This window comes from Mesorhizobium sp. WSM4844 (assembly GCF_055811775.1).
Map to the genome: position 1 here is coordinate 1 of NZ_JBVVQB010000034.1, position 24,024 is coordinate 24,024.

Consider the following 24,024-nt stretch of genomic DNA (forward strand, 5'->3'; position numbering starts at 1 on the left):
GTATTCTGGAGATGATTGCGTTCTGTGGCGCCCCCCTCTGTCCTGCCGGACATCTCCCCCACTTGGGGGGAGATTGGCAGCTTCGCGGGCTGCGCCTGTTCAACAACGTTGGAGAATGGCGAAAGCCGAGGTGACATCCAATCTCCCCCCAAGTGGGGGAGATGTCCGGCAGGACAGAGGGGGGCGCCACAGAACGCAACGTTCGCAATCTCGTCTTTGCATTTCTTCTGGCCGCGCTAACCGGCCTTCTTATTTCCACTCCCGCCTCCGCCACAAAACTCGACACCCAGTTCCGCGCCTGGCTCAACAACGACCTCTGGCCCGAAGCCAACGCCAACGGCACCTCCAGAAAAACCTTCGACGCCGCCTTCGACGGCATCAAACCGAACCTCAAACTGCCCGACCTGGTAATGCCGGGCAAAAAGGCGACGACGCCGCAAAAGCAGCATCAGGCGGAGTTCGGTTCGCCCGGCGCCTATTTCGCCGAAAAGACGGTTCGCGCCGTGACCGCTGGTGGGCGCACCCGCAAGGCGGCCAATGCCAGGACCATTGCTGCGATCGAGAAGCGCTACGGCGTGCCGGGCGAGGTGCTGCTGGCGATCTGGGGCCGCGAGAGCGGCTTTGGCGCGGCGAAAATGCCTTACGACGCCTTCGAAGTGCTGGGGACCAAGGCCTTCATGGCGACCAGGAAGGATTTCTTCCGCACCGAGCTTATGGCAGCGCTCGAGATCGTCGAGCGCGGGCTGGCCCCGGTCGGCGCGATGAAATCGTCATGGGCCGGCGCACTCGGCCAGCCGCAGTTCATGCCGAGTTCGTTCCTCAAACATGCCGTCGACTTCGATGGCGACGGTCGGGTCGACATTTGGAACTCGGTGCCGGACACGCTGGCCTCGATCGCCAACTACCTCGTCCATTATGGCTGGGTGAAGGGCCGTGGCTGGGGTTTTGAGGTGACGGTGCCGGAAGCGGTCTCCTGTTCGCTCGAAGGCCCGGACCAGGGCAAGAGGATTTCCGAGTGGGCTGATCTGGGCATCAAGCGCATCGCGGCAAGACCGTTCCCGGCGCGCGAATTGAAGGCCGAAGGCTTTCTTCTGATGCCGGCCGGGCGCAGCGGTCCAGCCTTCATCGTCACGCCCAATTTCTACGTGCTGAAGCAATACAACACCAGCGACCTCTACGCCCTGTTCATTGGTCATGGCGCTGACCGCATCGCCCACGGCGACAGCAATTTTTCAGGGCGTTGGGGCGTGGTCGGCGGGCTCCACAGGTCTGATATCGCCGACTTGCAGCGGGCGCTGGAGGCCGATGGCCACGATGTCGGCAGCGCCGACGGCCTGCCCGGTTTCAAGACGCGCCGGTCGATCGGCAAATGGCAGGCGAAGAACGGTCGCGCCGCCACCTGTTTTCCAGACGCAGACCTGGTCAATGCGTTGCAATAGCTGGACTGCGGGTGTCGCTTTCGGCGGTGGTGGCTTGCCTGATCCGGTCCAACAAACAGCTTTGCAAATGCTCGTTGCCGCGCCTGAAACCGCCGGATATGGTGAGGCCGAACTGGATAAAAATCACCTAGACGACCGGTTCAGGGTCACCGTTCGATCTGGCAAGTAAATGCCAAAACCCTGAGCCGGGAACTCAGGTCAACAAACAGGGAACAGTTAAAAATGATGATGGAAAAGTTTGCCCTACGCTCCCGCGTCTTGCTTGCCGGCGCAGCCATGTCCGCGCTGCTTCTGGCCGGTGCGCCTGCCCTTGCTGTCACGCCGGCCGACACGCTGGTCGAGGGTTTCGCCATCGACGACATCATCTCGATGGATCCGGGCGAGGCGTTCGAGCTGTCGACCGCCGAGGTCACCGGCAACACCTACGACCTGCTTGTCCGCCTCGACTTGAGCGACACCTCCAAGGTCAAGGGCGATCTCGCCGAAAGCTGGACTGTCTCCGACGACGGATTGACCTACACTTTCAAGCTCAAGCCCGGCCTGAAATTTGCCTCGGGCAATCCGATCACCGCGGCTGATGTCGCCTATTCGTTCGAGCGCGCCATCAAGCTCGACAAGAGCCCGGCCTTCATCATCGGCCAGTTCGGCATCAATGGCGACAACGTCACCGAGAAGGCCAAGGCCGTCGATGATACGACGTTCCAGTTCACCGTCGACAAGGCTTATGCGCCGAGCTTCGTCCTGAACTGCCTGTCGGCAACGGTCGCGTCGGTCGTCGACAGCAAGCTGGTCAAGGAGCATGCCGCCGCGGTGACGCCCAGCGATGACTACAAATACGACAACGACTTCGGCAACGCCTGGCTGAAGACCGGCTATGCCGGCTCCGGCGCCTTCAAGCTGCGCGAATGGCGGGCCAACGAGGTCGTCGTCATGGAGCGCAACGACAATTACCACGGCGAAAAGGCCAAGCTCGCCCGCGTCATCTATCGCAACATGAAGGAAAGCTCGGGCCAGCGCCTGGCGCTGGAGGCCGGCGACATCGACGTTGCCCGCAATCTCGAGCCGAACGACCTCGACGCCATCGCCAAGAACGCCGATCTCACCACCACCAGCGCCCCGAAGGGCACGGTCTTCTACATCAGCCTCAATCAGAAGAACCCGAACCTCGCCAAGCCGGAGGTTCGCCAGGCCTTCAAATATCTCGTCGACTATGATGCCTTGAGCTCGACCATCCTCAAAGGCATCGGCGAGATCCACCAGACCTTCCTGCCGAAAGGCGTGCTCGGCGAGCTGGACGAGAATCCTTTCACGTTCGACGTCGCCAAAGCCAAGGAACTGCTTGCCAAGGCCGGCCTCGCCGACGGCTTCAGCGTCACCATGGACGTGCGCAGCAGACAGCCGGAGACAGGCATGGCCGAATCGATCCAGCAGACGCTGGGACAGGCCGGCATCAAGCTGGAGATCATTCCCGGCGACGGCAAGCAGACGCTGACCAAATACCGCGCCCGCAATCACGACATCTATATCGGCGTGTGGGGCCAGGATTATTTCGATCCGAACTCCAACGCCCAGACCTTCGCCAGCAACCCCGACAATTCGGATGAAGGCAAGACCAAGACCTTGGCCTGGCGCAACGCCTGGGACATTCCGGAATTGACCAAGCAGACGGATGCGGCCCTGCTCGAGAAGGATTCGGCCAAGCGCGCCGCAATGTACCAGGATCTGCAGAGGAAGATTCTCGAAACCAGCCCGTTCATCATCGTTCACCAGCAGCTGGAAGTGGCCGGCCTGCGCAAGAACCTCAAGGGCTTCGCACTCGGCCCGAGCTTCGACACCAATTTCGTCAGCCAGATCTCGAAGGAGTGACGCCGGCGGACGCGCCGCATGAGTACTGTTGAAAGCGAAGCGACGGCAGAGCGCGGCAGCGCCCGTGCAGTCGCTGTCGCGTCGTCGATCGCCCGTTTCCTGGTCATCGCGATAACCACCTATCTCGGTCTTCTCGCGGTAACCTTCTTCATCGGCCGGGTGATCCCGATCGACCCGGTGCTGGCGGTGCTCGGCGACCGGGCGCCGGCCAATGTCGTCGAGCGCACCCGCCGCGAGATGGGGCTCGACCTGCCGCTGATCGAGCAGTTCTACATTTATGTGAAGAATGCCCTGAACGGCAATTTCGGCACCTCGGTGCTGACCACCAATCCGGTCATGACCGACATTCGCCGCGCCTTTCCGGCGACCATCGAGCTGGCGACGCTGGGAACGCTGATCGGCGCTTTGCTTGGCGTGCCGCTCGGCGTGCTGGCCGCGGTCCGGCGCGGCAGCATCATCGACCAGATCGTGCGGATCATCGGCCTTGTCGGCTACTCCGTGCCGATCTTCTGGCTGGGACTGCTGGCGCTCGTGCTGTTCTATGCCAGGCTGCAATGGGTGGCTTTTCCCGGCCGCCTCGATATCGTCTACGAATACACCTTCACCCCGATCACCGGCTTTTATCTCCTGGATGCGCTGTGGCAGCGACAGTGGGATGTGTTTCGCGATGCCTTCCGCCACATCATCCTGCCGGCCTCGCTGCTTGGCTATTTCTCGCTCGCCTATATCAGCCGCATGACCCGATCGTTCATGCTGAACGAGCTTGCCCAGGAATATATCGTCGCGGCGCGCGCCAAGGGCCTGTCGGAAACACGCATCATCTGGGGCCACGCGCTGCGCAACGCCGCCGTGCCGATGGTCACCGTGATCGCGCTCTCCTATGCCGGTCTGCTCGAAGGCTCGGTGCTCACCGAGACTGTGTTTTCCTGGCCGGGTATCGGCCTCTACATCACCAATTCCCTGCAGAACGCCGACATGAACGCCGTGCTCGGCGGCACCATCATCATCGGCTCGGTGTTCATCGGCATCAATCTCCTGTCCGACCTGCTCTACCGGGTGCTCGACCCAAGGACCAAGGTGAGATGAGCAGAGGTATCGCACTTTCTGGCTTGGCTGCGGCCAATCACCCCCACTCCGGCCCTTCGGGCCACCTCTCCCCCTGCCCGGGGGAGAGGAAAAGCTGGTCGCACGCGTGGCGCCTTTCCTCTCCCCCGTCGAACGGGGGAGAGGTGGTCTGCGAAGCAGACCGGAGTGGGGGTCGACAGCTTCAAGAGGCATCGTCATGACCGCCTCCCACGCCGGCCCCCTCTCCCGCCGCGACTGGCTGCTCAGCGAGCGGCCGGCTTCGCGCATGCAGGCCAGGCTCGGCCGCGCCTATGTCGCGTGGCGGCGCTTTTCAGCCAACCGGCTGGCGTTTCTCGGCCTGCTCATCATCATCGCTTTGCTGGTGGTCGCCGCCTTTGCCAATGTGCTGGCGCCCTATTCGCCGACATTCGGCGACCTCAAGGGCTCGCGGCTGCTGGCGCCAAGTGCCGAGCACTGGTTCGGCACTGACGACCTTGGCCGCGACATCCTTTCGCGCGTCATCTTCGGCTCGCGATGGACGCTTTACGTCGTCATTCTCGTCGCAGTCATCGCCGCTCCTATCGGCCTGCTGGTCGGCACCGTCGCCGGTTATGCCGGCGGCTGGATCGATGCGATCCTGATGCGTATCACCGACATCTTTCTCGCCTTTCCGAAGCTGATCCTGGCGCTGGCCTTCGTCGCCGCACTCGGCCCCGGCATCGAGAATGCGGTGCTCGCTATCGCCGTCACCTCATGGCCGCCCTACGCCCGTATCGCGCGTGCCGAAACGCTCACCGTGCGCAATTCGGATTACATCAAGGCGGTGCAATTGATGGGCGCCTCGCCGTTCCGCATCGTGCTGCGCCACATCATGCCGCTCTGCATCTCCTCGCTGATCGTCAGGGTGACGCTCGACATGGCCGGCATCATCCTGACCGCCGCCGGTCTCGGCTTCCTCGGCCTCGGCGCGCAACCGCCGCTGCCGGAATGGGGCGCGATGATCGCGTCGGGCCGCCGCTTCGTGCTCGACCAATGGTGGGTGGCCGGTGCACCGGGCTTTGCCATCCTCTTCGTCAGCCTCGGCTTCAACCTGCTCGGCGACGGCCTGCGCGACGCGCTCGACCCCCGCAGTGGTGACCAATGAGCACGCTTCTCGAGGTCGACGATCTGCGCGTCACCTTCCCGACGCGCACCGGCCGGATCGAGGCGGTGCGCGGCGTCTCCTTCTCGCTCGGCCGCGAACGGCTCGGCATCGTCGGCGAGAGCGGTTCCGGCAAGTCGCAGACCGGCCGCGCCATCATGGGCCTGACCCCGCCACAGGCCGAGGTCACGGCCAGGAAACTTGCCTTCGACGGCACCGACCTGCTCGCGGCCCCGCCCCGCGACCGCCGGGCGCTGCGCGGCAAGCGCATCGCCATGATCCTGCAGGATCCAAAATACTCGCTCGACCCGGTGATGAGCATCGGCCGCCAGATTGTCGAGACGCTGCGCACGCATGAGAAGGTCGGCAAGGCGGAGGCCCGCGACCGGGCGCTCGCCATGCTGGAGGCGGTGCAGATCCGCGATCCCGCCCGTGTCTTCGACCTGCATCCGCACGAGGTGTCGGGCGGCATGGGCCAGCGCGCCATGATCGCCATGATGCTGATTGCCGGGCCGGAGATGATGATCGCCGACGAGCCGACCTCGGCGCTCGACGTCACCGTTCAGCTCGACGTGCTCGGCATCCTCGACAGGCTGGTCAGCGAGCGCGGCATGGGCCTGATCTTCATCTCGCACGATCTGCGCCTGGTCTCGTCCTTCTGCGATCGGGTGATCGTCATGTATGCCGGCAAGGTGGTCGAGCAGCTCAAGGCGTCGGAGCTCGGCCGCGCCCAGCATCCCTATACGCGCGGCCTGCTCAACTGCATGCCCAAGATCGGCGCCGACCGCCACCCGCTGCCGGTGCTCGACCGCAAGCCGGAGTGGGCGGCATGACGGCAGCACTTTCTGTCGACAGGCTGGAGGTGGTCTTCGACCGCTTTCGCGCGCTGAAGGGTGTCAGCCTCGAAGTGCAATCCGGCGAATCCTTCGGCCTGGTCGGCGAATCCGGCTCCGGCAAATCGACGCTGCTGCGGGCGATCGCCGGCCTCGCGCCGGCCGCTTCGGGCAGCATCACCGTCAACGGAAAAAAACTCGGCAAGCGCCGCGACAAGGCCTTCTATCGCGAGGTGCAGATGGTCTTCCAGGACCCCTACGGCTCGCTGCATCCGCGCCAAACCGTCGACCGACTGCTGCAGGAGCCGCTCGCCATCCACGGCTTTGCCGATGGCGAGAAACGCATCCAGCGGGCGCTCGACGAGGTCGGGCTCGGCACCGGCTTCCGCTTCCGCTATTCGCATCAATTGTCGGGTGGCCAGCGCCAGCGGGTGGCGATCGCGCGGGCGCTGATCCTCGAACCGGCGATCCTGCTGCTCGACGAGCCGACCTCGGCGCTCGACGCTTCCGTGCAGGCGGAGGTGCTCAACCTGTTGGAAGACATCCGGCGGCGGCGCAAGCTGACCTTCCTGATGGTCAGCCACGACCTCGCCATCATCACCCATATGTGCGAGCGGCTGATGGTGATGCAGAACGGCGAGGCGGTCGAGCACCTCACCGCTGATGACCTCGTCGAGCGCCGCGTCAGCAAGGATTACACGCGCAATTTGCTCAGGGCGAGCGAGGGGTTTGTGCGGACGGCGTGAGTCAAATCAGCTGTCCGCGAAGGAATGCGACCTTAGCGGCGGCAGGCCCAATCGCCTGGTGGCGGTGCCAACTTGAGGAAAACGTGAAATAACGCCAGAACAAATCTGAACCACCACCAACCGAGAACGGGCGCCGGCCCGGTGAGGGAACATCATGAAGAACTCAGCCATCTCCGAACGCAAGAACCAGTCGATCTCGCGCGGCGTCGGCATGACCACGCAGATTTATGCCGACCGCGCCGAGAACTCGGAAATCTGGGATGTCGAGGGCCGTCGCTACATCGATTTCTCGTCCGGCATCGCCGTCGTCAACACCGGCCACCGCCATCCCAAGGTGATCGAGGCGGTCAAGGCGCAGCTCGACCGCTTCACCCATACCTGCCACCAGGTGGTGCCCTATGAGAGCTATGTCAGGCTGGCCGAACGGCTGAACGGCTTGCTGCCGGGCAAATTCGACAAGAAGACGATTTTCGTCACCACCGGTGCCGAAGCGGTGGAGAACGCCATCAAGATCGCCCGCAACGCCACCGGCCGTCCGGCGGTCATTGCCTTTGCCGGCGGCTTCCATGGCCGCACCTTCATGGGCATGGCGCTGACCGGCAAGGTTTTGCCCTACAAGGTCGGCTTCGGCGCCATGCCGGCCGATGTTTTCCACGCGCCGTTCCCGGTGGCGCTGCATGGGATCACGGTCGCCGATTCGCTGGCCGCGCTCGACCGGCTGTTCAAGGCCGATGTCGATCCGGCCCGCGTCGCCGCCATCATCGTCGAGCCGGTGCAGGGCGAGGGCGGATTTTACGAGGCGCCGCGCGACTTCATGACGGCGCTGCGCAAGATCTGCGACCAGCACGGCATGCTGTTGATCGCCGACGAGGTGCAGACCGGTTTTGCCCGCACCGGAAAGATGTTCGCCATGGATCATCACGAGGTGGCGCCCGACATCACCACCATGGCCAAGAGCCTTGCCGGCGGCTTCCCGCTGTCGGCGGTCACCGGCCGCGCCGAGATTATGGATGCGCCCAGCCCCGGCGGGCTCGGCGGCACCTATGGCGGCAGCCCGATCGGCGTTGCCGCGGCGCATGCCGTGCTCGACGTGATCGACGAGGAAAAGCTCTGCGACCGCGCCAACACGCTGGGCAACCGGCTGAAGCAGCGGCTGCAATCGATCCGCGACGACACGCCGGAGATCGTCGATATCAGAGGCCCGGGCTTCATGAACGCTGTCGAGTTCAACGATGTGAAGAAGGGCCTGCCGTCGGCCGAGATCGCCAATGCGGTCCGGCTGAAGGCGCTCGACAAAGGCCTGATCCTGCTCACCTGCGGCGTCTACGGCAACGTCATCCGCTTCCTCGCTCCGATCACCATCCAGGACGGCGTCATGAACGAAGCTCTCGACATCCTGGAAAGCTCGATCCGCGAGGTCCGCGCCGGTTGAGCGGATCTTTCTTCCCTTCTCCCCTTGTGGGAGAAGGTGGCCGCGAAGCGGCCGGATGACGGGTGCTCCAGCTTGGCACCGACAGCACTCCGTCCAGCACCCCTCAACCGTCTCGGCGCTACGCGCCGATCCACCTTCTCCCACAAGGGGAGAAGGCAAGGGCTGCGCCTATTCAGCGGCGCGGACGGGCTCTACCTGCTGGAAAGCGGCGAGCGCTGCCTTCAATCCGTCCGGTCCCGTCGCAACCGTCTGCGGCGTCGGCGAAAAGCCGGCGCCGAGCATCTTGCGGCCAAGCATGTGGTCGCCAGGCCGGTTGACCGATTCGATGCCGAGCAGACGATTCCCAGCATAGTGGTAGATGGAGAACCGGTTCTCGTTGACGTCGCCCAGCACGATATGGCTGTCGCCGCCCGAAATCAGGCCGACCATCTGCAGCTTGATGTCACCGATATCGGACCAGAACCACGGCACCGCCGCAAAGGCGTCCGCATGGCCGACAACGGTGCGTGCTGCAAGACGCGCCTGGTCGGTCGCATTCTGCACCGATTCCAGCCGCACATCGCCGCCGGTGAGCCAGTGCCGGTAGGAAGCGGCATCGCCAATGGCGAGGATTTCGGGCACCGACGTGCGCATCTGCTGGTCGACGCGGATGCCGTTGGCGATAGTGATGCCGGCGGCTTGCGCCAGTTCGACATTCGGCACGACGCCGATGCCGATGATGACCATCTGCGCCGGCAGCCGATCGCCGGATGCGGTGATTGCCGCCGAGACATGGCCGTTCTCGGCTTCGAGCCGTGCAATCGTGGTGCCGGTGAGAATGCGCACGCCGGTCGCTTCCAGCCGCTGCCGCACGTGGCGCGCGATGATCGGCGCCACCGCCCGGCCGAGCAGCCGGTCGACCGCCTCGACCACGATGACCTTGCGGCCGGCTGCTGTGAGCGTCGCGGCGATCTCCAGCCCGATGAAGCCGCCGCCGAGGATGACGACATCCTCGCTCTGCGCGCTCAATTCGCGGATCAGGCGCGCGTCGGCGAGCGAGCGCAGCGACACCACGCCCGAAAAATCCGAACCCGGCAGCGACAGCATGCGCGGCCGCGAACCGGTCGCCAGGATCAGCCGGTCGAACGGCAGTGTGCCGCCATCCGATAGCTCCAGCCTGCGGCCGCCGGCATCGATGCGATCGATGCGGACGCCCGGCCGGTAGTTGATCCCGCTTCCGGTATAAAAAGCCTCGCCGCGCAGCGGCTGCGGTTTGGCCTCCTGATCCTTGATGAAGGTCTTCGACAGCGGCGGCTTGTGGTAGGGCAGTTCGTCCTCATCGCTGATGAGGATCACGGGTTCGTCGTAGCCGTCCTCGCGCAGGCTGGCGGCCGCTTGCACGCCCGCATGACCCGCACCGACAATGACCACACCGTTTTTCATCGCAGCCCCAATTCCTCATCTCTCCTAGGCGTTATCCAAGTCTAGGACGTCTCGCCAAGTGGCGATTGTCTGACGCCGCCGCAAGACCACCCTTGCGGGTCGCACCCGGAATGACGGTCTGTCAATCGTTCGTTCGACGGCGGCGCGGCAAATACGGCTAAAGTTGATACTTGCAGTTTAGAATAATTCTAAACTGTTGTTTCAATTGGCTTTTCTCTCTGAAATTGGTTGACTTCCGGCACCTTCATCGCTTTATGGAAGCGTGCGCGTCAAGCGCATCCCTTTGATGTCTGGGCCTTGAACCCTTTCGATTGGAGGCATTTCGATGTCTTTCTTCCGCAAACCGCGCTATGCCGCGGCCTGTATCTCGCTCAATGGCATGGACCTGCCTTGGCGCCGATTGCCTGCCGACGCGCCTTTGGCGCCGGCATTTTCACTGAAATCCCGAGGGAGAAGACAATCATGAGAACGATGATCACGGCGCGATATGGCAGCAGGCTTGCAGCGATCGGCGCCACCGTGGTCTTGACGGCGGCGATATTCGTGCTGCCGGCCAAGGCGGAAACCGATGCCAAGGCGGTCATCAAGACCTATTCCGATATTGCGCTCGCCAAATATGAGGATTCGCTGACCACGGCGCAGGCGCTCGGCAAGGCTGTCGACGCGCTGCTCGCCAAGCCTTCGGTGGAAACGCTCACCGCCGCCCGCGAGGCCTGGAAATCGTCGCGCGTTCCCTATCAGCAGACCGAAGTCTATCGCTTCGGCAACGCCATCGTCGACGACTGGGAAGGCAAGGTGAACGCCTGGCCGCTGGACGAAGGCCTGATCGATTATGTCGCCGAGAACTACGGCACCGAGTCGGACGCGAATGCGCTGTATACCGCCAATGTGATCGCCAACAAGTCGATCGAGATCGACGGCAAGAAGATCGACGCCACCAATCTTACTCCCGAGTTCCTCTCCGGCACGCTGCAGGAGGCCGGCGGCATCGAGGCCAATGTGGCGACCGGTTATCACGCCATCGAATTCCTGCTGTGGGGCCAGGACCTGCACGGCACCGGCCCGGGCGCTGGCGAACGGCCCTATACCGACTACGACCTCGCCAACTGCACCGGCGGCAATTGCGATCGTCGCGCGCAGTACCTGAAGTCGGCGAGCGAGCTTCTGGTTTCCGATCTGCAGGACATGGTCAACGACTGGAAGGAAGGCGGCGCCGCCCGCAAGAACCTTGTCGATGGCGAGCCGAAAGCCGGCATCTCGACCATCCTCACCGGCATGGGCTCGCTGTCCTACGGCGAACTCGCCGGCGAGCGCATGAAGCTCGGCCTGCTGCTGCATGACCCGGAAGAGGAGCATGACTGCTTCTCCGACAACACCTACGATTCCCATCTCTACGATGCCGTCGGCATTCGCGCCGCCTATAAGGGCAACTACACCCGCCTCGACGGCACCGTCGTCGAAGGACCGTCGGTATCCGACATGGTCAAGGAGGCCGATCCGGCGGTCGACAAGGAACTGTCGGACAAGCTTGATGTCACCGTCGCCAAGATGGAAGCCATCAAGGCGCGAGCGCTTGGCGGCGAGGCCTATGACCAGCAGATCGGCGAAGGCAATACGCAAGGCAACGCCACCGTGCAGGCGGCGATCGACGCGCTGGTCGACCAGACCAAGTCGATCGAACGCGCCGTCGGCACCCTGAAACTCAATGCCATAGCCTTCGAGGGCTCGGACAGCCTCGATGCGCCGGACAAGGTGTTTCAGTAAGGCGTCGATGCCCGGAGCCCGAACAGAAAGCCCAGGCTCCACTAAGAAAATAAGCCACATGGCGCCGAGCACGCGCCGTCAGCCACACAGAGCAAATAATGCTGATCTGCCATTGCAACATCATCACCGAGAAGGAGATTGAGCAGACGATCGTCGGGCTGCTGGATCAGGATCCCTGGCAGCTTATCGTGCCGGCGAAGATCTATCATGCCATGCAGAAGCGTGGTCGCTGTTGCGGCTGCTTCCCAAATGTGGTCGAAACGATCATTCGGGTAACCGAAAATTACCACGCCCGCTCGGAGGCGAGCGGCGTGGACGTCGTTTCACACCTGGATCGCGTCAGAGGCCTGCGCGTCCAATACGGGAGCAGAACCCATGAAAGGCGAACAACAGATCATAGAGCGGCTTAACGAGGCTCTGTTTCTGGAACTTGGAGCAGTCAATCAGTACTGGGTGCATTTCCGCCTGCTGGAGGACTGGGGATACGCCAAGCTGGCAAAGAAGGAACGCGCGGAATCGATCGAGGAGATGCACCATGCCGACCGGCTCGTGGCCCGCATCATCTTCCTTGAAGGCCATCCGAACCTGCAGTCGGTAGCGCCGCTGCGCATCGGACAGAATGTCAAGGAAGTGCTCGAATCGGATCTTGCCGGCGAGTATGACGCGCGCACTGCCTACAAACGGTCGCGCGAGATTTGTGACGAAGCAGGTGACTATGTGACGATGAAGCTGTTCGAGGATTTGTTGTCCGACGAGGAAGGTCACATCGACTTCCTCGAGACGCAACTCGACCTGCTCGCCTCGATCGGCGAGGAAAAATACGGCCAGCTCAACGCCGCATCGGCCGACGAGGCGGATTAGGGACATGCGGGAATGCGGCGCCGCTTAGACTACTTGCGCCGCTTGCGGCGGGCCGAGGATTGCGGCCTGCCGTCCCAGCACAACCTGCGATACAGCTGGCTTCGCCGGCTTTCGCCTGCCGTAGTGGTCGCGCTGACCGCCTCGGCGCTGGCCGGCGCGCCCGAACCGGCGGGTCTCGCCACCAGCCGTGCCGATCTGACGCCGAAGGATCTGGCGCGCGTCATTGCCATCGCCAGGCCGACCAGGGATTTCTCCAAGCCCGAGCAGTTCGAGCCGATGCAGGGCGGCGCCGGCACGTCGCGGAAAGGCGCCAACAAGGACGCTTTCTCGCAATCTTCCGCCAATATCACTTTCGAGGAACAAGGCACCTTCAAGCTCGGCAATGCTCTTTTCCGCAAGAACTGGGTGTCGTCGCCCTCGTCGACGCAGGCATCGGACGGGCTTGGTCCGCTGTTCAACGAGCGGGCGTGCCAGAATTGCCATCTGAAGGACGGTCGCGGTCATCCGCCGCAAGCCGACAGCGGCACCACCTCGATGTTCCTGCGGCTGGCGCGGCAGGCGAGCACCGAGGAGGAGAAAGCAGCGCTCGCCGCCGGCAAGGTGCTCAACTTCCCTGATCCGGTCTACGGCTCGCAATTGCAGGAACTGGCCGTTCCGGGCCTTCGCGGCGAAGGCAGGATGCGTGTCGTCTATCAGGAGCAAAAAGTCATCCTGCCGGACGGCACCGTGGTTTGGCTGCGCAAGCCGAGCTATTCGGTCGGTGATCTTGCCAACGGGCCGCTCGATCCGCACACCACGCTTTCGCCGCGCTTGACGCCGCCGATGATCGGCCTCGGCCTGGTCGAGCAAATCGCGCCGGCCGACATTCTCGCCAGTGCCGATCCGGGCGATCGCAACAGTGACGGCATCTCCGGAAAGCCCAATATTGTGCGCGACGGCCACAGCGGCGAGCCGACGCTCGGCCGCTTTGGCTGGAAGGCGCAGACCCCTTCGATTCGCCAGCAAGCGGCGGACGCATTCGCTGGCGACATCGGCATTTCGACGCCGGAAGTGCCGAACCACTGGGGCGATTGCACCGCGGCCGAAAAGAACTGCCTTGCCATGGCAAACGGCGTACAGGAGCGCCTCGGCCCGGTCGAGGCGCCGCCGCCGGTGATGGACCTGGTCACCTTCTATTCGCAAAACCTCGCCGTGCCGGCGCGGCGCGATCTCGACAAGCCCGATGTGCTGGCCGGCAAGAAGCTGTTCTACGACATGGGCTGCATTGCCTGCCATACGCCGAAATTCGTCACCCGCCGCGGCACGCCCAACAAGGCGCAGGCCTTCCAACTGATCTGGCCCTATTCCGATTTTCTGCTGCACGACATGGGGCCGGGCCTCGCCGACGGGCAAGCGGTGGGCGATGCCAGCGGGAGCGAATGGCGCACGCCGCCGCTGTGGGGCATCGGTCTTACCCAGACCGTCAACGGCAACACCTTCTTCCTGCACGACGGGCGGGCGCGCACCCTGACCGAGGCGATCCTGTGGCATGGCGGCGAGGGGCAGAAGGCGCGCGACCGCTTTGCCGCCGCCGCCGCGCCCGATCGCGCCGCACTGGTCAAATTCCTGGAGTCTTTGTGATGTCGAAGCGTCTGGCGTTTGTTCTGGTTCTCCCGCTGGTCCTCTTGCTGGTCCTCGGGGGCGCATTGCCGGCGTCCGCAGCGGTGAAGGCTTCCGACGTGATCCAGCGAGCGATCGACGGCTTTGTCCGCCCAGCCTATGCACGCCTGCAAGACCATGCCGACAGCCTGAGCAAGGCAGTGCGGACGCTGTGCGACGCGCCTTCGCAGGACCATCTCGATGCGGCGCGCGCCGAATTCTCCGGCACCGTGGATGCCTGGTCGGTCGTCGAGATCATCCGCATCGGACCGATCACGCAGAACAACCGGCTGGAACGCATGCTGTTTTGGCCGGACCGCAAGAGCATCGGCCTGAGGCAGGTGCAGGCGGCGTTGGCCAGTAAAGACCGGACCGCCGCCGATCCGGCCCATCTGGCGAAAAAGAGCGTCGCCATGCAAGGGCTCGGCGCGCTGGAATTCGTGCTTTACGGCGACGGCGCCGAGCGGCTCGCCGGCAGGGACGATCCCTATCGCTGCGCTTACGGCGCGGCCGTCGCCGGCAACATCGAAACGATTGCCGCCGAGGTCAGCGACGCCTGGAACAAGCCCGACGGCTTTGCAGCACTTTGGGCCGATCCGGGGCCGCAAAACGCACTCTACCGCGACGGCACGGAAGCGGTGACCGAATTGGTCGGCGTCTTCATCAACGAACTGGAGATGGTCCGTGACGTGCGCCTGAAAGGTTTTCTGGGCAGTAGCCCGCAGGCCGACAAGCCGAAACAGGCGATCTACTGGCGTTCACAAAACACCGCGCGTTCGCTGACCGGAAATCTTTCGGGGATGGACGCTCTGTTCCAGGCTTCGCAGCTTGGCGACGCGCTGTCGCCCGATGCGCGCTGGATGGCGGAATCGATCCACATCCAGCTCGTCAACGGCGCCGCCGACGCCACCGCCATCAGAGGCCCGATCGACAAGGCGCTTGCCGATCCGGCGCTGCGCCAGAAGCTCGACCACTTCTCGCTTGTGACATCCAGCCTGTCGACCCTCATCGGCACCAGGCTAACCGCCGAATTCGGCCTGACCGCCGGGTTCTCGTCGCTCGACGGAGACTGATTCTGAAAACGTCGCTGATCGATCGCCGCGACTTCCTGAGGGCTGCCGGGGCAGGCTTTGTTGCCGCGATGGCGCCGTCGGCATGGGCGAAGACGCTTAGCACGGACGCCGTCTTCGCCACCGCTTTCGTCAAGCGCGACGGCAGCTATGGCGCGGCGATCCTGTCCGAGGCCGGCAAGGTGCTGCATGCCATCGACCTGCCCGCCCGCGGTCACGACGTCACCTTCGATCCGCTGTCGAAACGCTCGGTGGTCTTTGCCAGGCAGCCCGGCACTTTCGCGGTTGTATTCGACCATACCGGCCGCGACGAGCCGCTGACCATTGCCAGCATCAGTGGCCGGCATTTCTTCGGCCACGGCGTGTTTTCGACCGACGGTGCGCTGCTCTACGCCACCGAGAACGATTTCGACAATGCCGCCGGCGTGGTCGGCGTCTATGACACGCGTGCGAAATTCAAGCGCGTTGGCGAGTTCCCGACCTATGGCATGGGTCCGCACGAGCTGCTGCTGCTCGGCGACGGCAGGACGATTGCCGTCGCCAATGGCGGCATCGAGACGCATCCCGATTATGGCCGCGCCGAGCTCAACATCGCGACGATGAAGCCATCTTATGTGCTGGTCGACCGCCTTGCCGGCGACCTTGTCGAAAAGCACGAATTGCCGCCGGCGCTGCACCAGCTTTCGATCCGGCATATGGATACCGACAAATCCGGCGCGGTCTGGTTCGGCTGCCAGTACAGAGGGCCGGGCGGCGATCGTCCGTTGCTGGTCGGCCGCGCCGCGCGCGGCAAGGATCTGCAACTGCTCGACATGCCGCAGGACGTGCTGTTCGGCTTCAGGAATTACATCGGCTCGGTCGCCGCCAACCCTGCTGCCGGTACCGTCGCGGTGTCCTCGCCGGAAGGCAACTCGCTTGCCATCATCGATGCGGCCAGCGGCCGGATCGTCGCCACCAGCGCACTCGCCGAGGTCTGCGGCGTGGCGCCCGACGGGGCGAGCTTCATGGCGACGACCGGCACGGGGCAGATAGCCCAAGCCGGCGGCGCGACACGGTCCGAGCCGGACTATGTCTGGGACAATCACATGCTGCGCATCGACCAGGCCGCATAGTGCGGCACTGGTTCATTGACGGTTGTGGTCGCCGAGAGTTACCTCTTTTTGGGCGAGGTCGAAGCGAAGCCGCCAAACGATTTATGCATTATCCCCTTGCAGGGACGAGCCATGGCAGGCACAGGGAAATTGTCTTTCGAACCCCCTGTGCCCCAAGCGGGCGCTGCCGACCGGCGGTCTCATGAAGTTGCTTGCTATCGATTGTGCCGCCAATCTCTGCGCCGCCTGTGTCTACGACGCGGCGGCCGGGAAGGAACTCGGCCGCTCGGTGCTCGATCTCGGCAAGGGCCATGCCGAACATCTGATGGCTGTGATCGAAGAGGCGTTGACGACCGGCGGCACCGACTATGCCGGTCTCGGCGCCATCGCTGTCTCCACCGGCCCGGGCTCCTTCACCGGCCTGCGCGTCGGCGTCTCGGCGGCGCGGGGCCTGGCGCTGGCGCTGAAAATCCCGGCAATCGGGGTGACGACGCTGGAAGCGCTGGCGGCGCAGGCGAAAGAGACATTTCCCGGCCGCGCCGTGCTGGCCGCGCTCGACGCCGGCCGCGAGGAGATCCATGCAGCGCTTTACGACGAAGCATCCGTTTTGATTTATGGTCCCGCGGTGGCCACGCTTTCGCAAGCCGCCGCCATGGCGGTTGACGGGTTTCCGGTTCTGGCCGGCACCGCGGCCACGCAAATTGCTGCATCGGCGGGGCGCGCCTTCGACGTCGGCCCGACAAGCGCCACTACGGATATCGCAATCTATGCCCGGCTGGCCGCTGCCAAGGGTGAAGGCGAAAAGCCGAAACCGCTTTATCTGCGCGGAGCTGACGCCAAGCCGCAGGCCGGGTTTATCCTGTCCAGGAAGAAAGCCGGGAAGATAAACTGATGCGCATTCCTTTCCTCCAGCCGCGCCGCAGGGACTTTGCGCTCGAGCCGCTGGCGGTCGCCGACAGTGCGGCCCTGTCGGTGCTGCATCGCGAGGATTTCGTCCGGCCGTGGAGTGATGACGAATTCGCCGCGCTGATCGAGCAGGACACGGTGTTCGGCTATGCCGCGCGCGAGACCGGCCAGGGTGCCAAGCCGCCGGTCGGCTTCGTGCTGGCGCGCCTGGCGGCCGGCGAAGGCGAGGTCCTGACTGTCGCGGTGGCGCGCTCCCATCGCCGCCAGGGCCTTGGCTGGCAACTGATGGATGCGGTGCTGCGCGAACTGCATGCGCAACGCGCCGAGGCGCTTTTCCTCGAGGTCGACGAGACCAACGTCGCCGCGATCGCGCTCTATCGGCGGCTGGGATTCCGCGAGGTCGGCAAACGTGCCAACTACTACAGATCGCCCGAGCACGGCCCGACCGGAGCGCTTGTCATGCGCCGCGATCTTCGCTAGCGCATCGGCCCGCAAATCGGAACCGATTCTCGGAAAGCACGATGCGCAGGTTGAGATGCGCAGATTAAAAAGCGCTAGAGCGTGCTTGGACGTCCAGTTGGACGCGTCGCTCTAGCCAGAACTCGGGACAGGGCCAAGAGCGAATGATCGGAAAAATCAGGATTTTCCTGGCGCTGGGCCTCGTTGTCGCAGGCTCGTTGATCCTCGTGCCGTTGCAGATCCTGTCGATGAAGACCGGCCTGTGGCGCGAGACGTTCATCCTGAAGATCTGGCACCGGCTCATCATCCGGGCGCTCGGCATGCGCATTCACGTCAAGGGGACCTTGTCCAATCAGCGCCCGTTACTGGTTGCGTCGAACCACGTTTCATGGACCGACATCATGGTGCTGGGGTCGATGGCCGACGTGACGTTCATCGCCAGGGCCGACATGGCCGGCTGGCCGTTGATCGGCATGTTGTCGAAGCTGCAGCGCACCGTTTTCATCGAGCGCGAGCGCAAACGTTCGTCGGGCGACCAGGCGAGCGAGATCGCCAGCCGCATGGCCAAGGGCGACGCCATGGTGCTGTTTGCCGAAGGTTCGACCAGCGACGGCAACATGATCTTGCCGTTCAAGAGCACGCTGTTCGGCGCCGCCTCGATGGCGATTTCGGAAGGGGCGGCCGAAACGGTCTTCATCCAGCCGGTGGCGATCGTCTATACGCGCCTGCACGGCGTGCCGCTCGGACGCAGACACCGGCCGATTGCCGCCTGGATCGGCGACGAGGATTTGATGCCGCATCTCAAGGTGCTGATGGCGGAGGGCGGGCTCGATGTCGAAGTGCATTTCGGCGAGCCGGTCGCCTTCTCCAAGGGCTCCAGGCGCAAGGAAACGGCCAGGCTGATGGAAAGTCAGGTGCGTGATATGGTGCAGGCGGCGCTCGCCGATCCGCGCCCGAGCCGGTAAGCCGGAAAAGCTCCAGCGCTTTGCGCGTCCAAAGGAGGCGCGGCGCTGTAAGGCAGAATCGTCTGTTTTTTGTCGGGGAAAGGCGTTAGAAGCCGCCAGATGGAATTGAACACGATCGAACGGGACGACATCGATACTGCGACCGAAACTGCGGTCGCGCCGCCTGCCGCGAGCCGGAAGGTCTTCGTCAAGACCTATGGCTGCCAGATGAACGTCTACGATTCGCAGCGCATGACCGACGCGCTGGCCGCCGACGGCTATACTGCGACGGATACGATCGGCGAGGCCGATCTGGTGCTGCTCAACACCTGCCATATCCGCGAGAAAGCCGCCGAAAAGGTCTATTCCGAACTCGGCCGCATTCGTGAGATGAAGGCCGAACGGGCTCGGGCCGGCCGCGAGATGCTGGTCGGCGTCGCCGGCTGCGTGGCGCAGGCCGAGGGCTCCGAGATCATCCGCCGCTCGCCTTCTGTTGATCTGGTCATCGGCCCGCAGACCTATCACCGGCTGCCCGACGTGCTGGCACGGGTGCGCGGTGGCGAAAAGATCGTCGAGACCGACTACGCCATCGAGGACAAGTTCGAGCATCTGCCGCAGCCGAAGCGCGCCGAGATCATCAGGCGCGGCGTCACCGCGTTCCTGACGGTGCAGGAAGGCTGCGACAAGTTCTGCACCTTCTGCGTGGTGCCCTATACCAGAGGCTCGGAAGTGTCGCGGCCGGTGGCGCAGATCGTCGCCGAGGCCGAGCGGCTGGCGCAAGCCGGCGTGCGCGAGGTGACGCTGCTTGGACAGAACGTCAATGCCTGGCACGGCGAAGGCGAAGCCAAAGGGGGCAAGACCGAGGAATGGGGTCTTGGCCGCTTGCTGTTCCGGCTGGCCGAGATTCCCGGGCTGGCGCGGTTGCGCTACACCACCAGCCACCCGCGCGACATGGACGACGAATTGATCGCCGCTCACCGTGACTTGCCGGCGCTGATGCCCTATCTGCATTTGCCTGTGCAATCCGGCTCCGACCGCATCCTCAAGGCGATGAACCGCAGGCATACGGCAAAAGATTATTTGACGCTGCTCGACCGGATCCGCGCCGCACGGAGCGATATCGCGCTTTCGGGCGACTTCATTGTCGGCTTTCCCGGCGAGACGGATGCGGATTTCGAGGCGACGATGGACCTTGTCCACCAGGTGAACTATGCCTCGGCCTTCTCGTTCAAATATTCGCCGCGCCCCGGCACGCCGGGCGCGGAAATGGCCGATCATGTGCCGGAAGCGGTCAAGGACGAGCGCCTGCAGCGACTGCAGGCGCTGTTGCTGACCCAGCAGCAGGAGTTCGGCGCCAGCCTGGTCGGCAGCACCATCGACACGCTGATCGAGAAGCCGGGCCGCCAGGCTGGCCAGAAGGTCGGCCGCTCACCGTGGCTGCAGCCGGTTATTGTTGATGAAAAGTCCGGCGAAATCGGTGAGATTATCCAGGTACGAATCACGAAGACGGGTTACAACAGCCTGTTCGCCGAATTGGCCTGAAGGTCTCGGCAGATGAGGAGAGACGGTTGAGCGCTGCGGAAGTGAAGAACCTGCCCCAGAACCTACCCTCGGGGGCTTCGGATATGGCGCACATCGTTCTGACTTTCGACAACAACAAGCTTGCCAGCGCCCTTTATGGCCAGTTCGACGAGAATCTGGCCAGGCTCGAGCAGAAGCTTGGCGTCGATATCCGCTCGCGCGGCAACCAGCTGACCATCAAGGGCTCCGCCTCGGCCGCCGAGCAGGCGCGCCGCGCCCTGGATAATCTCTACGGCATTCTCCAGAAAGGCGCTGACATCGGCCAGTCGGACGTCGACGGCGCCGTGCGCATGGCGATCGCCGCCGACGACCAGCTGACGCTGCCGACGCTGGAGCGCAAGGGCAAGGTGTCAGCCGCCCAGATATCGACGCGCAAGAAGACGATCTATGCCCGCTCGCTCAACCAGGACGCCTATATGCGCGCGCTGGAGCGGTCCGAGCTCGTCTTCGGCATCGGCCCGGCTGGCACTGGAAAAACGTTCCTGGCGGTGGCGCATGCGGCGATGCTGCTCGAACGTGGCATGGTCGAGCGCATCGTGCTATCGCGGCCTGCCGTCGAGGCCGGCGAGCGGCTCGGCTTCCTGCCAGGCGACATGAAGGAGAAGGTCGATCCCTATCTGCGGCCGCTCTATGACGCGCTTTACGAGATGATGCCGGCCGACAAGGTCGAGCGGGCGATTGCCGCCGAGGTGATCGAGATCGCGCCGCTGGCCTTCATGCGCGGCCGCACGCTGGCGCACTCCGCCGTCATCCTCGACGAGGCGCAGAACACCACGCCGATGCAGATGAAGATGTTCCTGACCCGTCTCGGCGAGAATTCGCGCATGATCGTCACCGGCGATCCGACCCAGATCGACCTGCCGCAAAACACCAAATCCGGTCTGGTCGAGGCGCTCAGGATCCTCGACGGCGTCACCGGCATGGTGACGGTGCGCTTCAACGAAGGCGACGTCGTCAGGCATCCGCTGGTCGCCGAGATCGTCAAGGCCTACGACCGCGACGGCAAGCTGGCCCGGGGCCTGGGCGCCGAAGGCTGAAGATGCAGCCTTATGGCTGAGGACAAAAAATCTGTAGGCGGGGATCTTCCGGTCCCCGTCGACATCGATATAGCAGTCGAAGCGGGCGACTGGCCCGATGAGGCCGCGCTGACGCGGCTGGTCGATCGCGCCGTAGCCGCCGCGTTTGCCGAAACCGGCGCGGCCGGCCGTTCCGAGCTCAGCATCGTTTTTTCTGACGATGCCTATATCCGCAGTCTCAATGCGGGATGGCGCGGCAAGGACAAACCGACCAACGTCCTGTCTTTCCCGGCTTTTCCGCTCGCCAAGGGCGGTCCGCTTCCGCCCATGCTGGGCGACATTGTGCTGGCCGCCGAGACGGTTGCGCGCGAAGCCGCACTGGAAGACAAGCCTGTCGACAACCATATCACCCATCTCGTCATCCACGGCCTGCTGCATTTGCTGGGCTACGATCACGAGACCGACGCCGAGGCCGAAGAAATGGAAGCCGTCGAACGCGCAGCACTTGCAAGGCTTGCCATTCCCGATCCCTACGCGTAACTAAAAAGATCAAATGACCGGACGACGATGAACGACAAACCAGAGACTGCCGCCCACCCAGACGCCGGCAGTGCGACCAAGCCATCCGAACAGACGGAAGAGGACTCTAGTCCGAGTACCACGACCGGCAGCTTCGCCAGCGAGCCATCGCCTGCCGGTCCTTCCCTGTTCGATCGCGTGCTCGGCCTGTTCAGGCAGCGCAACGGCACCAGCCTGCGCGAGGAGATCGCCGACGCGCTTGCCGAAACGGCGAGCGATGCCGGCGCCTTTTCGCCCGGCGAACGGGCCATGCTCAACAACATTCTGCGCCTGCGCGAGGTTCGCGTCGAGGATGTCATGGTGCCGCGCGCCGACATCGAGGCGGTCGAGATCACGACGAACCTGGGCGATCTTCTGGGGCTGTTCGAGCAGTCCGGCCATTCCCGCATGCCGGTCTATTCGGAGACGCTCGACGACCCGCGTGGCATGGTCCACATCCGCGACGTGCTCGCTCACATCACCAAGCTGGCCCGCGTCAGAAAGAGCAGGACGACCAGGAAAGCCGCCCCTGCCACGCTTCTCGATCTCGCCAAGGTCGATCTCACGCGCACCATCGGCGACCTGACCCTGATCCGCCCGGTGCTTTTCGTGCCGCCGTCGATGCTCGCCTCCGATCTGATGGGGCGGATGCAGGCGATGCGCACCCAGATGGCGCTGGTCATCGACGAATATGGCGGCACCGATGGTCTGGTCTCGCTCGAGGATATCGTCGAGATGGTGGTCGGCGACATCGAGGACGAGCACGACGAGGACGAGCCGATGATCACCCAGACCGGCGAGGGCGTGTTCGTCGTCGACGGCAAGGCCGAGATCGACGATGTCGCCAAGATGATCGGTGAGGATTTCGCCGCCGGCGAGCATGGCGAATATGTCGACACGATCGGCGGCATGATCTTCAACACGCTTGGCCGGGTCCCGGCCCGCGGCGAAGTGGTGCAGGCCATCCCCGGCTTCGAATTCCATGTGCTCGACGCCGATCCACGCCGCGTCAAGCGGGTGCGCATCGTGGAGACCCAGAAAAGCGAGCGCCGGCGGCGCGCCGTCCGCGCCGAGCAGGCGTGAAAGACGCCGCTCGCCAGATGACGGTCGACGATCCGTTCAAGCACTTGCGAACCAATTCGTACGGACGGCTCTGTCCTGAATACCAGCTTTATTTGAGCGTCGGATTTTCCCAAAAACCGGTTTCCACCTTTAGGGCCGACGCTCTATGAGAATATCTGATGTCGTGGAAACTCGATGAGACCGTGGAAACATCCGCGGGCACTGTGGCAGCGGGGCGATCTGGTAGCGGGCCTGCGCTCATGCTGGCGCACGGCTGGCCGTGGTCTTCGTTCTCATGGCATCGGATTATTCCAGATCTTGCAAGGCGGTATCGTGTCCACTGGTACGATATGCCCGGATATGGGCGATCGGACAAAGGCGCGGAGCAACGCACCTCACTCGACGTGCAAGGAGAAGTATTCGCCGAGATTCGCGCATTGGGACCTGAAGCAGCCCATCGTTGTTGCCCATGATTTCGGCGGAGCGACGACGCTACGGGCGCATTTGCTGCATGGCTGCGACTTCGAGCGGTATGTCCTGATGAATGTCGTCGCCATGCGCCCTTGGGGATCGGAGTTCTTCGATCATGTCGGTCGCCATGTGGATGCCTTTCTGGGCCTGCCGCCGCATATCCACAGAGCGGTCGTGGAAGCATATATCAAGGGGGCGATCGTAAATAACATCGCGTCCGGAGATTTCGAGAGGCTTGTCGAGCCGTGGCTTGCCGAAGAGGGACGCGGAAGCTTCTATCGGCAATTCGCGCAAGCCGACGAAAAATATACCGCCGAAGTCGAGCCGGCGTTCGGGGATATCAGGTGTCCGGTAAAGATAATTTGGGGCAAGGACGATCCATGGATCCCGCTGGAGCGAGGCAAAGCGCTTCATGCGCTGATCCCGCAGGCATCGTTTGAAACATTACCTGGCGTCGGTCACTTGCCTCAGCTCGAAGCCCCGGATCTCGTGCTGGAGCGGCTGAACGCTTTTCTATCGCGCGCATTATAGCGATACACCGGCACGAGCGGTCTGCGCGACAATTCACATGCGACACTTATCTTGCCACATGCGACACTTATCTTGCCGGCGTCGGTCGCCCATCCAGCAGCCTAATCCGGCGCGCTGGCTGAAGTCGT

General features: G+C 63.7%; 23 protein-coding genes. 22 read left to right on the forward strand and 1 reads right to left on the reverse strand.

Translation table 11 applies throughout. From position 1 onward, the window contains the following. Positions 1-161: 161 nt before the first annotated feature. The 7 genes from AC0L2A_RS23380 to AC0L2A_RS23410 all read left to right on the forward strand — a co-directional run bounded on the left by AC0L2A_RS23380 (position 162) and on the right by AC0L2A_RS23410 (position 8,522). Positions 162-1,439: a lytic murein transglycosylase gene (locus AC0L2A_RS23380; RefSeq protein ID WP_473610858.1), complete on the forward strand. Its 1,278-nt coding sequence runs from the start codon at positions 162-164 to the stop codon at positions 1,437-1,439. Between the two features lie 222 nt (positions 1,440-1,661). Beyond that, positions 1,662-3,305 carry an ABC transporter substrate-binding protein gene (locus AC0L2A_RS23385; protein WP_473610859.1) on the forward strand — a complete coding sequence of 548 codons (1,644 nt, stop codon included), beginning with the start codon at positions 1,662-1,664 and terminating at the stop codon, positions 3,303-3,305. Positions 3,306-3,323: 18 nt separating this feature from the next. Next, the gene (locus tag AC0L2A_RS23390) at positions 3,324-4,391 is read left to right on the forward strand and encodes an ABC transporter permease (RefSeq protein WP_473610860.1); all 1,068 of its coding nucleotides are present in this window, start codon (positions 3,324-3,326) and stop codon (positions 4,389-4,391) included. A 196-nt stretch (positions 4,392-4,587) separates the two neighbouring features. Next, positions 4,588-5,514, forward strand: coding sequence for a nickel transporter permease (nikC, locus tag AC0L2A_RS23395; RefSeq protein WP_419695864.1), 927 nt, complete (start codon positions 4,588-4,590; stop codon positions 5,512-5,514). Then, positions 5,511-6,344 carry an ABC transporter ATP-binding protein gene (locus AC0L2A_RS23400; RefSeq protein ID WP_473610862.1) on the forward strand — a complete coding sequence of 278 codons (834 nt, stop codon included), beginning with the start codon at positions 5,511-5,513 and terminating at the stop codon, positions 6,342-6,344. Before nikC ends, AC0L2A_RS23400 begins: the two co-directional genes overlap by 4 nt. Beyond that, positions 6,341-7,090, forward strand: coding sequence for an ABC transporter ATP-binding protein (locus tag AC0L2A_RS23405; RefSeq protein ID WP_473610863.1), 750 nt, complete (start codon positions 6,341-6,343; stop codon positions 7,088-7,090). The genes AC0L2A_RS23400 and AC0L2A_RS23405 overlap by 4 nt, the downstream gene beginning before the upstream one ends. 154 nt (positions 7,091-7,244) lie before the next feature. Continuing rightward, positions 7,245-8,522, forward strand: coding sequence for a 4-aminobutyrate--2-oxoglutarate transaminase (locus AC0L2A_RS23410; RefSeq protein WP_473610864.1), 1,278 nt, complete (start codon positions 7,245-7,247; stop codon positions 8,520-8,522). A 168-nt stretch (positions 8,523-8,690) separates the two neighbouring features. On the opposite strand, the gene AC0L2A_RS23415 is transcribed toward AC0L2A_RS23410, so the two are convergent. Continuing rightward, complete coding sequence (locus tag AC0L2A_RS23415) at positions 8,691-9,944, reverse strand: NAD(P)/FAD-dependent oxidoreductase (RefSeq protein WP_473610866.1); 1,254 nt, start codon at positions 9,942-9,944, stop codon at positions 8,691-8,693. 471 nt (positions 9,945-10,415) lie between these two features. Between AC0L2A_RS23415 and AC0L2A_RS23420 the strand changes: the two genes are divergently transcribed. The 15 genes from AC0L2A_RS23420 to AC0L2A_RS23490 all read left to right on the forward strand — a co-directional run bounded on the left by AC0L2A_RS23420 (position 10,416) and on the right by AC0L2A_RS23490 (position 23,896). Next, positions 10,416-11,708, forward strand: a complete 1,293-nt coding sequence (locus AC0L2A_RS23420) for an imelysin family protein (RefSeq protein WP_473610900.1) — start codon at positions 10,416-10,418, stop codon at positions 11,706-11,708. Positions 11,709-11,806: 98 nt separating this feature from the next. Continuing rightward, positions 11,807-12,118 (forward strand): (2Fe-2S)-binding protein, encoded by a 312-nt coding sequence (locus tag AC0L2A_RS23425; RefSeq protein ID WP_023802096.1) that lies wholly within the window; start codon positions 11,807-11,809, stop codon positions 12,116-12,118. Continuing rightward, positions 12,084-12,569 carry a bacterioferritin gene (gene bfr, locus AC0L2A_RS23430; protein ID WP_023802097.1) on the forward strand — a complete coding sequence of 162 codons (486 nt, stop codon included), beginning with the start codon at positions 12,084-12,086 and terminating at the stop codon, positions 12,567-12,569. The genes AC0L2A_RS23425 and bfr overlap by 35 nt, the downstream gene beginning before the upstream one ends. Positions 12,570-12,581: 12 nt before the next feature. Continuing rightward, the gene (locus AC0L2A_RS23435) at positions 12,582-14,189 is read left to right on the forward strand and encodes a di-heme oxidoreductase family protein (protein ID WP_473610867.1); all 1,608 of its coding nucleotides are present in this window, start codon (positions 12,582-12,584) and stop codon (positions 14,187-14,189) included. Beyond that, on the forward strand, positions 14,189-15,280 hold the full coding sequence (locus AC0L2A_RS23440; RefSeq protein WP_473610868.1) for an imelysin family protein: 1,092 nt from the start codon (positions 14,189-14,191) through the stop codon (positions 15,278-15,280). Before AC0L2A_RS23435 ends, AC0L2A_RS23440 begins: the two co-directional genes overlap by 1 nt. 2 nt (positions 15,281-15,282) lie before the next feature. Further along, positions 15,283-16,389 carry a DUF1513 domain-containing protein gene (locus AC0L2A_RS23445; protein WP_473610901.1) on the forward strand — a complete coding sequence of 369 codons (1,107 nt, stop codon included), beginning with the start codon at positions 15,283-15,285 and terminating at the stop codon, positions 16,387-16,389. 181 nt (positions 16,390-16,570) lie between these two features. Then, entirely contained in the window at positions 16,571-17,260 is a 690-nt protein-coding gene (gene tsaB / locus AC0L2A_RS23450; RefSeq protein WP_473610870.1) for a tRNA (adenosine(37)-N6)-threonylcarbamoyltransferase complex dimerization subunit type 1 TsaB, read from the forward strand. After that, the gene (rimI, locus tag AC0L2A_RS23455) at positions 17,260-17,754 is read left to right on the forward strand and encodes a ribosomal protein S18-alanine N-acetyltransferase (protein ID WP_473610871.1); all 495 of its coding nucleotides are present in this window, start codon (positions 17,260-17,262) and stop codon (positions 17,752-17,754) included. The genes tsaB and rimI overlap by 1 nt, the downstream gene beginning before the upstream one ends. 143 nt (positions 17,755-17,897) lie before the next feature. Beyond that, positions 17,898-18,698 carry a lyso-ornithine lipid O-acyltransferase gene (gene olsA / locus AC0L2A_RS23460; RefSeq protein ID WP_023802103.1) on the forward strand — a complete coding sequence of 267 codons (801 nt, stop codon included), beginning with the start codon at positions 17,898-17,900 and terminating at the stop codon, positions 18,696-18,698. Positions 18,699-18,797: 99 nt separating this feature from the next. Then, positions 18,798-20,219, forward strand: coding sequence for a tRNA (N6-isopentenyl adenosine(37)-C2)-methylthiotransferase MiaB (gene miaB, locus AC0L2A_RS23465; protein ID WP_473610872.1), 1,422 nt, complete (start codon positions 18,798-18,800; stop codon positions 20,217-20,219). Between the two features lie 83 nt (positions 20,220-20,302). Continuing rightward, a complete protein-coding gene (locus AC0L2A_RS23470; protein ID WP_287305617.1) occupies positions 20,303-21,295 on the forward strand; it encodes a PhoH family protein in 993 nt (330 codons plus the stop codon). A gap of 12 nt (positions 21,296-21,307) precedes the next feature. After that, positions 21,308-21,814, forward strand: a complete 507-nt coding sequence (ybeY, locus tag AC0L2A_RS23475; protein WP_473610874.1) for an rRNA maturation RNase YbeY — start codon at positions 21,308-21,310, stop codon at positions 21,812-21,814. A gap of 27 nt (positions 21,815-21,841) precedes the next feature. Next, positions 21,842-22,915, forward strand: coding sequence for a hemolysin family protein (locus tag AC0L2A_RS23480; protein WP_023802107.1), 1,074 nt, complete (start codon positions 21,842-21,844; stop codon positions 22,913-22,915). A gap of 158 nt (positions 22,916-23,073) precedes the next feature. Further along, the gene (locus tag AC0L2A_RS23485; protein ID WP_473610875.1) at positions 23,074-23,367 is read left to right on the forward strand and encodes an alpha/beta fold hydrolase; all 294 of its coding nucleotides are present in this window, start codon (positions 23,074-23,076) and stop codon (positions 23,365-23,367) included. Then, the gene (locus AC0L2A_RS23490; RefSeq protein ID WP_473610876.1) at positions 23,255-23,896 is read left to right on the forward strand and encodes an alpha/beta fold hydrolase; all 642 of its coding nucleotides are present in this window, start codon (positions 23,255-23,257) and stop codon (positions 23,894-23,896) included. Before AC0L2A_RS23485 ends, AC0L2A_RS23490 begins: the two co-directional genes overlap by 113 nt. The last annotated feature ends 128 nt before the right edge of the window (positions 23,897-24,024 follow it).

Bases quoted from the DNA above. Each gene is read 5' to 3' on its own strand.
- AC0L2A_RS23380 (WP_473610858.1), top strand. From the start codon at position 162: ATGTCCGGCAGGACAGAGGGGGGCGCCACAGAACGCAACGTTCGCAAT.
- AC0L2A_RS23385 (WP_473610859.1), top strand. From the start codon at position 1,662: ATGATGATGGAAAAGTTTGCCCTACGCTCCCGCGTCTTGCTTGCCGGC.
- AC0L2A_RS23390 (WP_473610860.1), top strand. From the start codon at position 3,324: ATGAGTACTGTTGAAAGCGAAGCGACGGCAGAGCGCGGCAGCGCCCGT.
- nikC (WP_419695864.1), top strand. From the start codon at position 4,588: ATGACCGCCTCCCACGCCGGCCCCCTCTCCCGCCGCGACTGGCTGCTC.
- AC0L2A_RS23400 (WP_473610862.1), top strand. From the start codon at position 5,511: ATGAGCACGCTTCTCGAGGTCGACGATCTGCGCGTCACCTTCCCGACG.
- AC0L2A_RS23405 (WP_473610863.1), top strand. From the start codon at position 6,341: ATGACGGCAGCACTTTCTGTCGACAGGCTGGAGGTGGTCTTCGACCGC.
- AC0L2A_RS23410 (WP_473610864.1), top strand. From the start codon at position 7,245: ATGAAGAACTCAGCCATCTCCGAACGCAAGAACCAGTCGATCTCGCGC.
- AC0L2A_RS23415 (WP_473610866.1), bottom strand. From the start codon at position 9,944: ATGAAAAACGGTGTGGTCATTGTCGGTGCGGGTCATGCGGGCGTGCAA.
- AC0L2A_RS23420 (WP_473610900.1), top strand. From the start codon at position 10,416: ATGATCACGGCGCGATATGGCAGCAGGCTTGCAGCGATCGGCGCCACC.
- AC0L2A_RS23425 (WP_023802096.1), top strand. From the start codon at position 11,807: ATGCTGATCTGCCATTGCAACATCATCACCGAGAAGGAGATTGAGCAG.
- bfr (WP_023802097.1), top strand. From the start codon at position 12,084: ATGAAAGGCGAACAACAGATCATAGAGCGGCTTAACGAGGCTCTGTTT.
- AC0L2A_RS23435 (WP_473610867.1), top strand. From the start codon at position 12,582: ATGCGGCGCCGCTTAGACTACTTGCGCCGCTTGCGGCGGGCCGAGGAT.
- AC0L2A_RS23440 (WP_473610868.1), top strand. From the start codon at position 14,189: ATGTCGAAGCGTCTGGCGTTTGTTCTGGTTCTCCCGCTGGTCCTCTTG.
- tsaB (WP_473610870.1), top strand. From the start codon at position 16,571: ATGAAGTTGCTTGCTATCGATTGTGCCGCCAATCTCTGCGCCGCCTGT.
- rimI (WP_473610871.1), top strand. From the start codon at position 17,260: ATGCGCATTCCTTTCCTCCAGCCGCGCCGCAGGGACTTTGCGCTCGAG.
- olsA (WP_023802103.1), top strand. From the start codon at position 17,898: ATGATCGGAAAAATCAGGATTTTCCTGGCGCTGGGCCTCGTTGTCGCA.
- miaB (WP_473610872.1), top strand. From the start codon at position 18,798: ATGGAATTGAACACGATCGAACGGGACGACATCGATACTGCGACCGAA.
- AC0L2A_RS23470 (WP_287305617.1), top strand. From the start codon at position 20,303: ATGGCGCACATCGTTCTGACTTTCGACAACAACAAGCTTGCCAGCGCC.
- ybeY (WP_473610874.1), top strand. From the start codon at position 21,308: ATGGCTGAGGACAAAAAATCTGTAGGCGGGGATCTTCCGGTCCCCGTC.
- AC0L2A_RS23480 (WP_023802107.1), top strand. From the start codon at position 21,842: ATGAACGACAAACCAGAGACTGCCGCCCACCCAGACGCCGGCAGTGCG.
- AC0L2A_RS23485 (WP_473610875.1), top strand. From the start codon at position 23,074: ATGTCGTGGAAACTCGATGAGACCGTGGAAACATCCGCGGGCACTGTG.
- AC0L2A_RS23490 (WP_473610876.1), top strand. From the start codon at position 23,255: ATGGGCGATCGGACAAAGGCGCGGAGCAACGCACCTCACTCGACGTGC.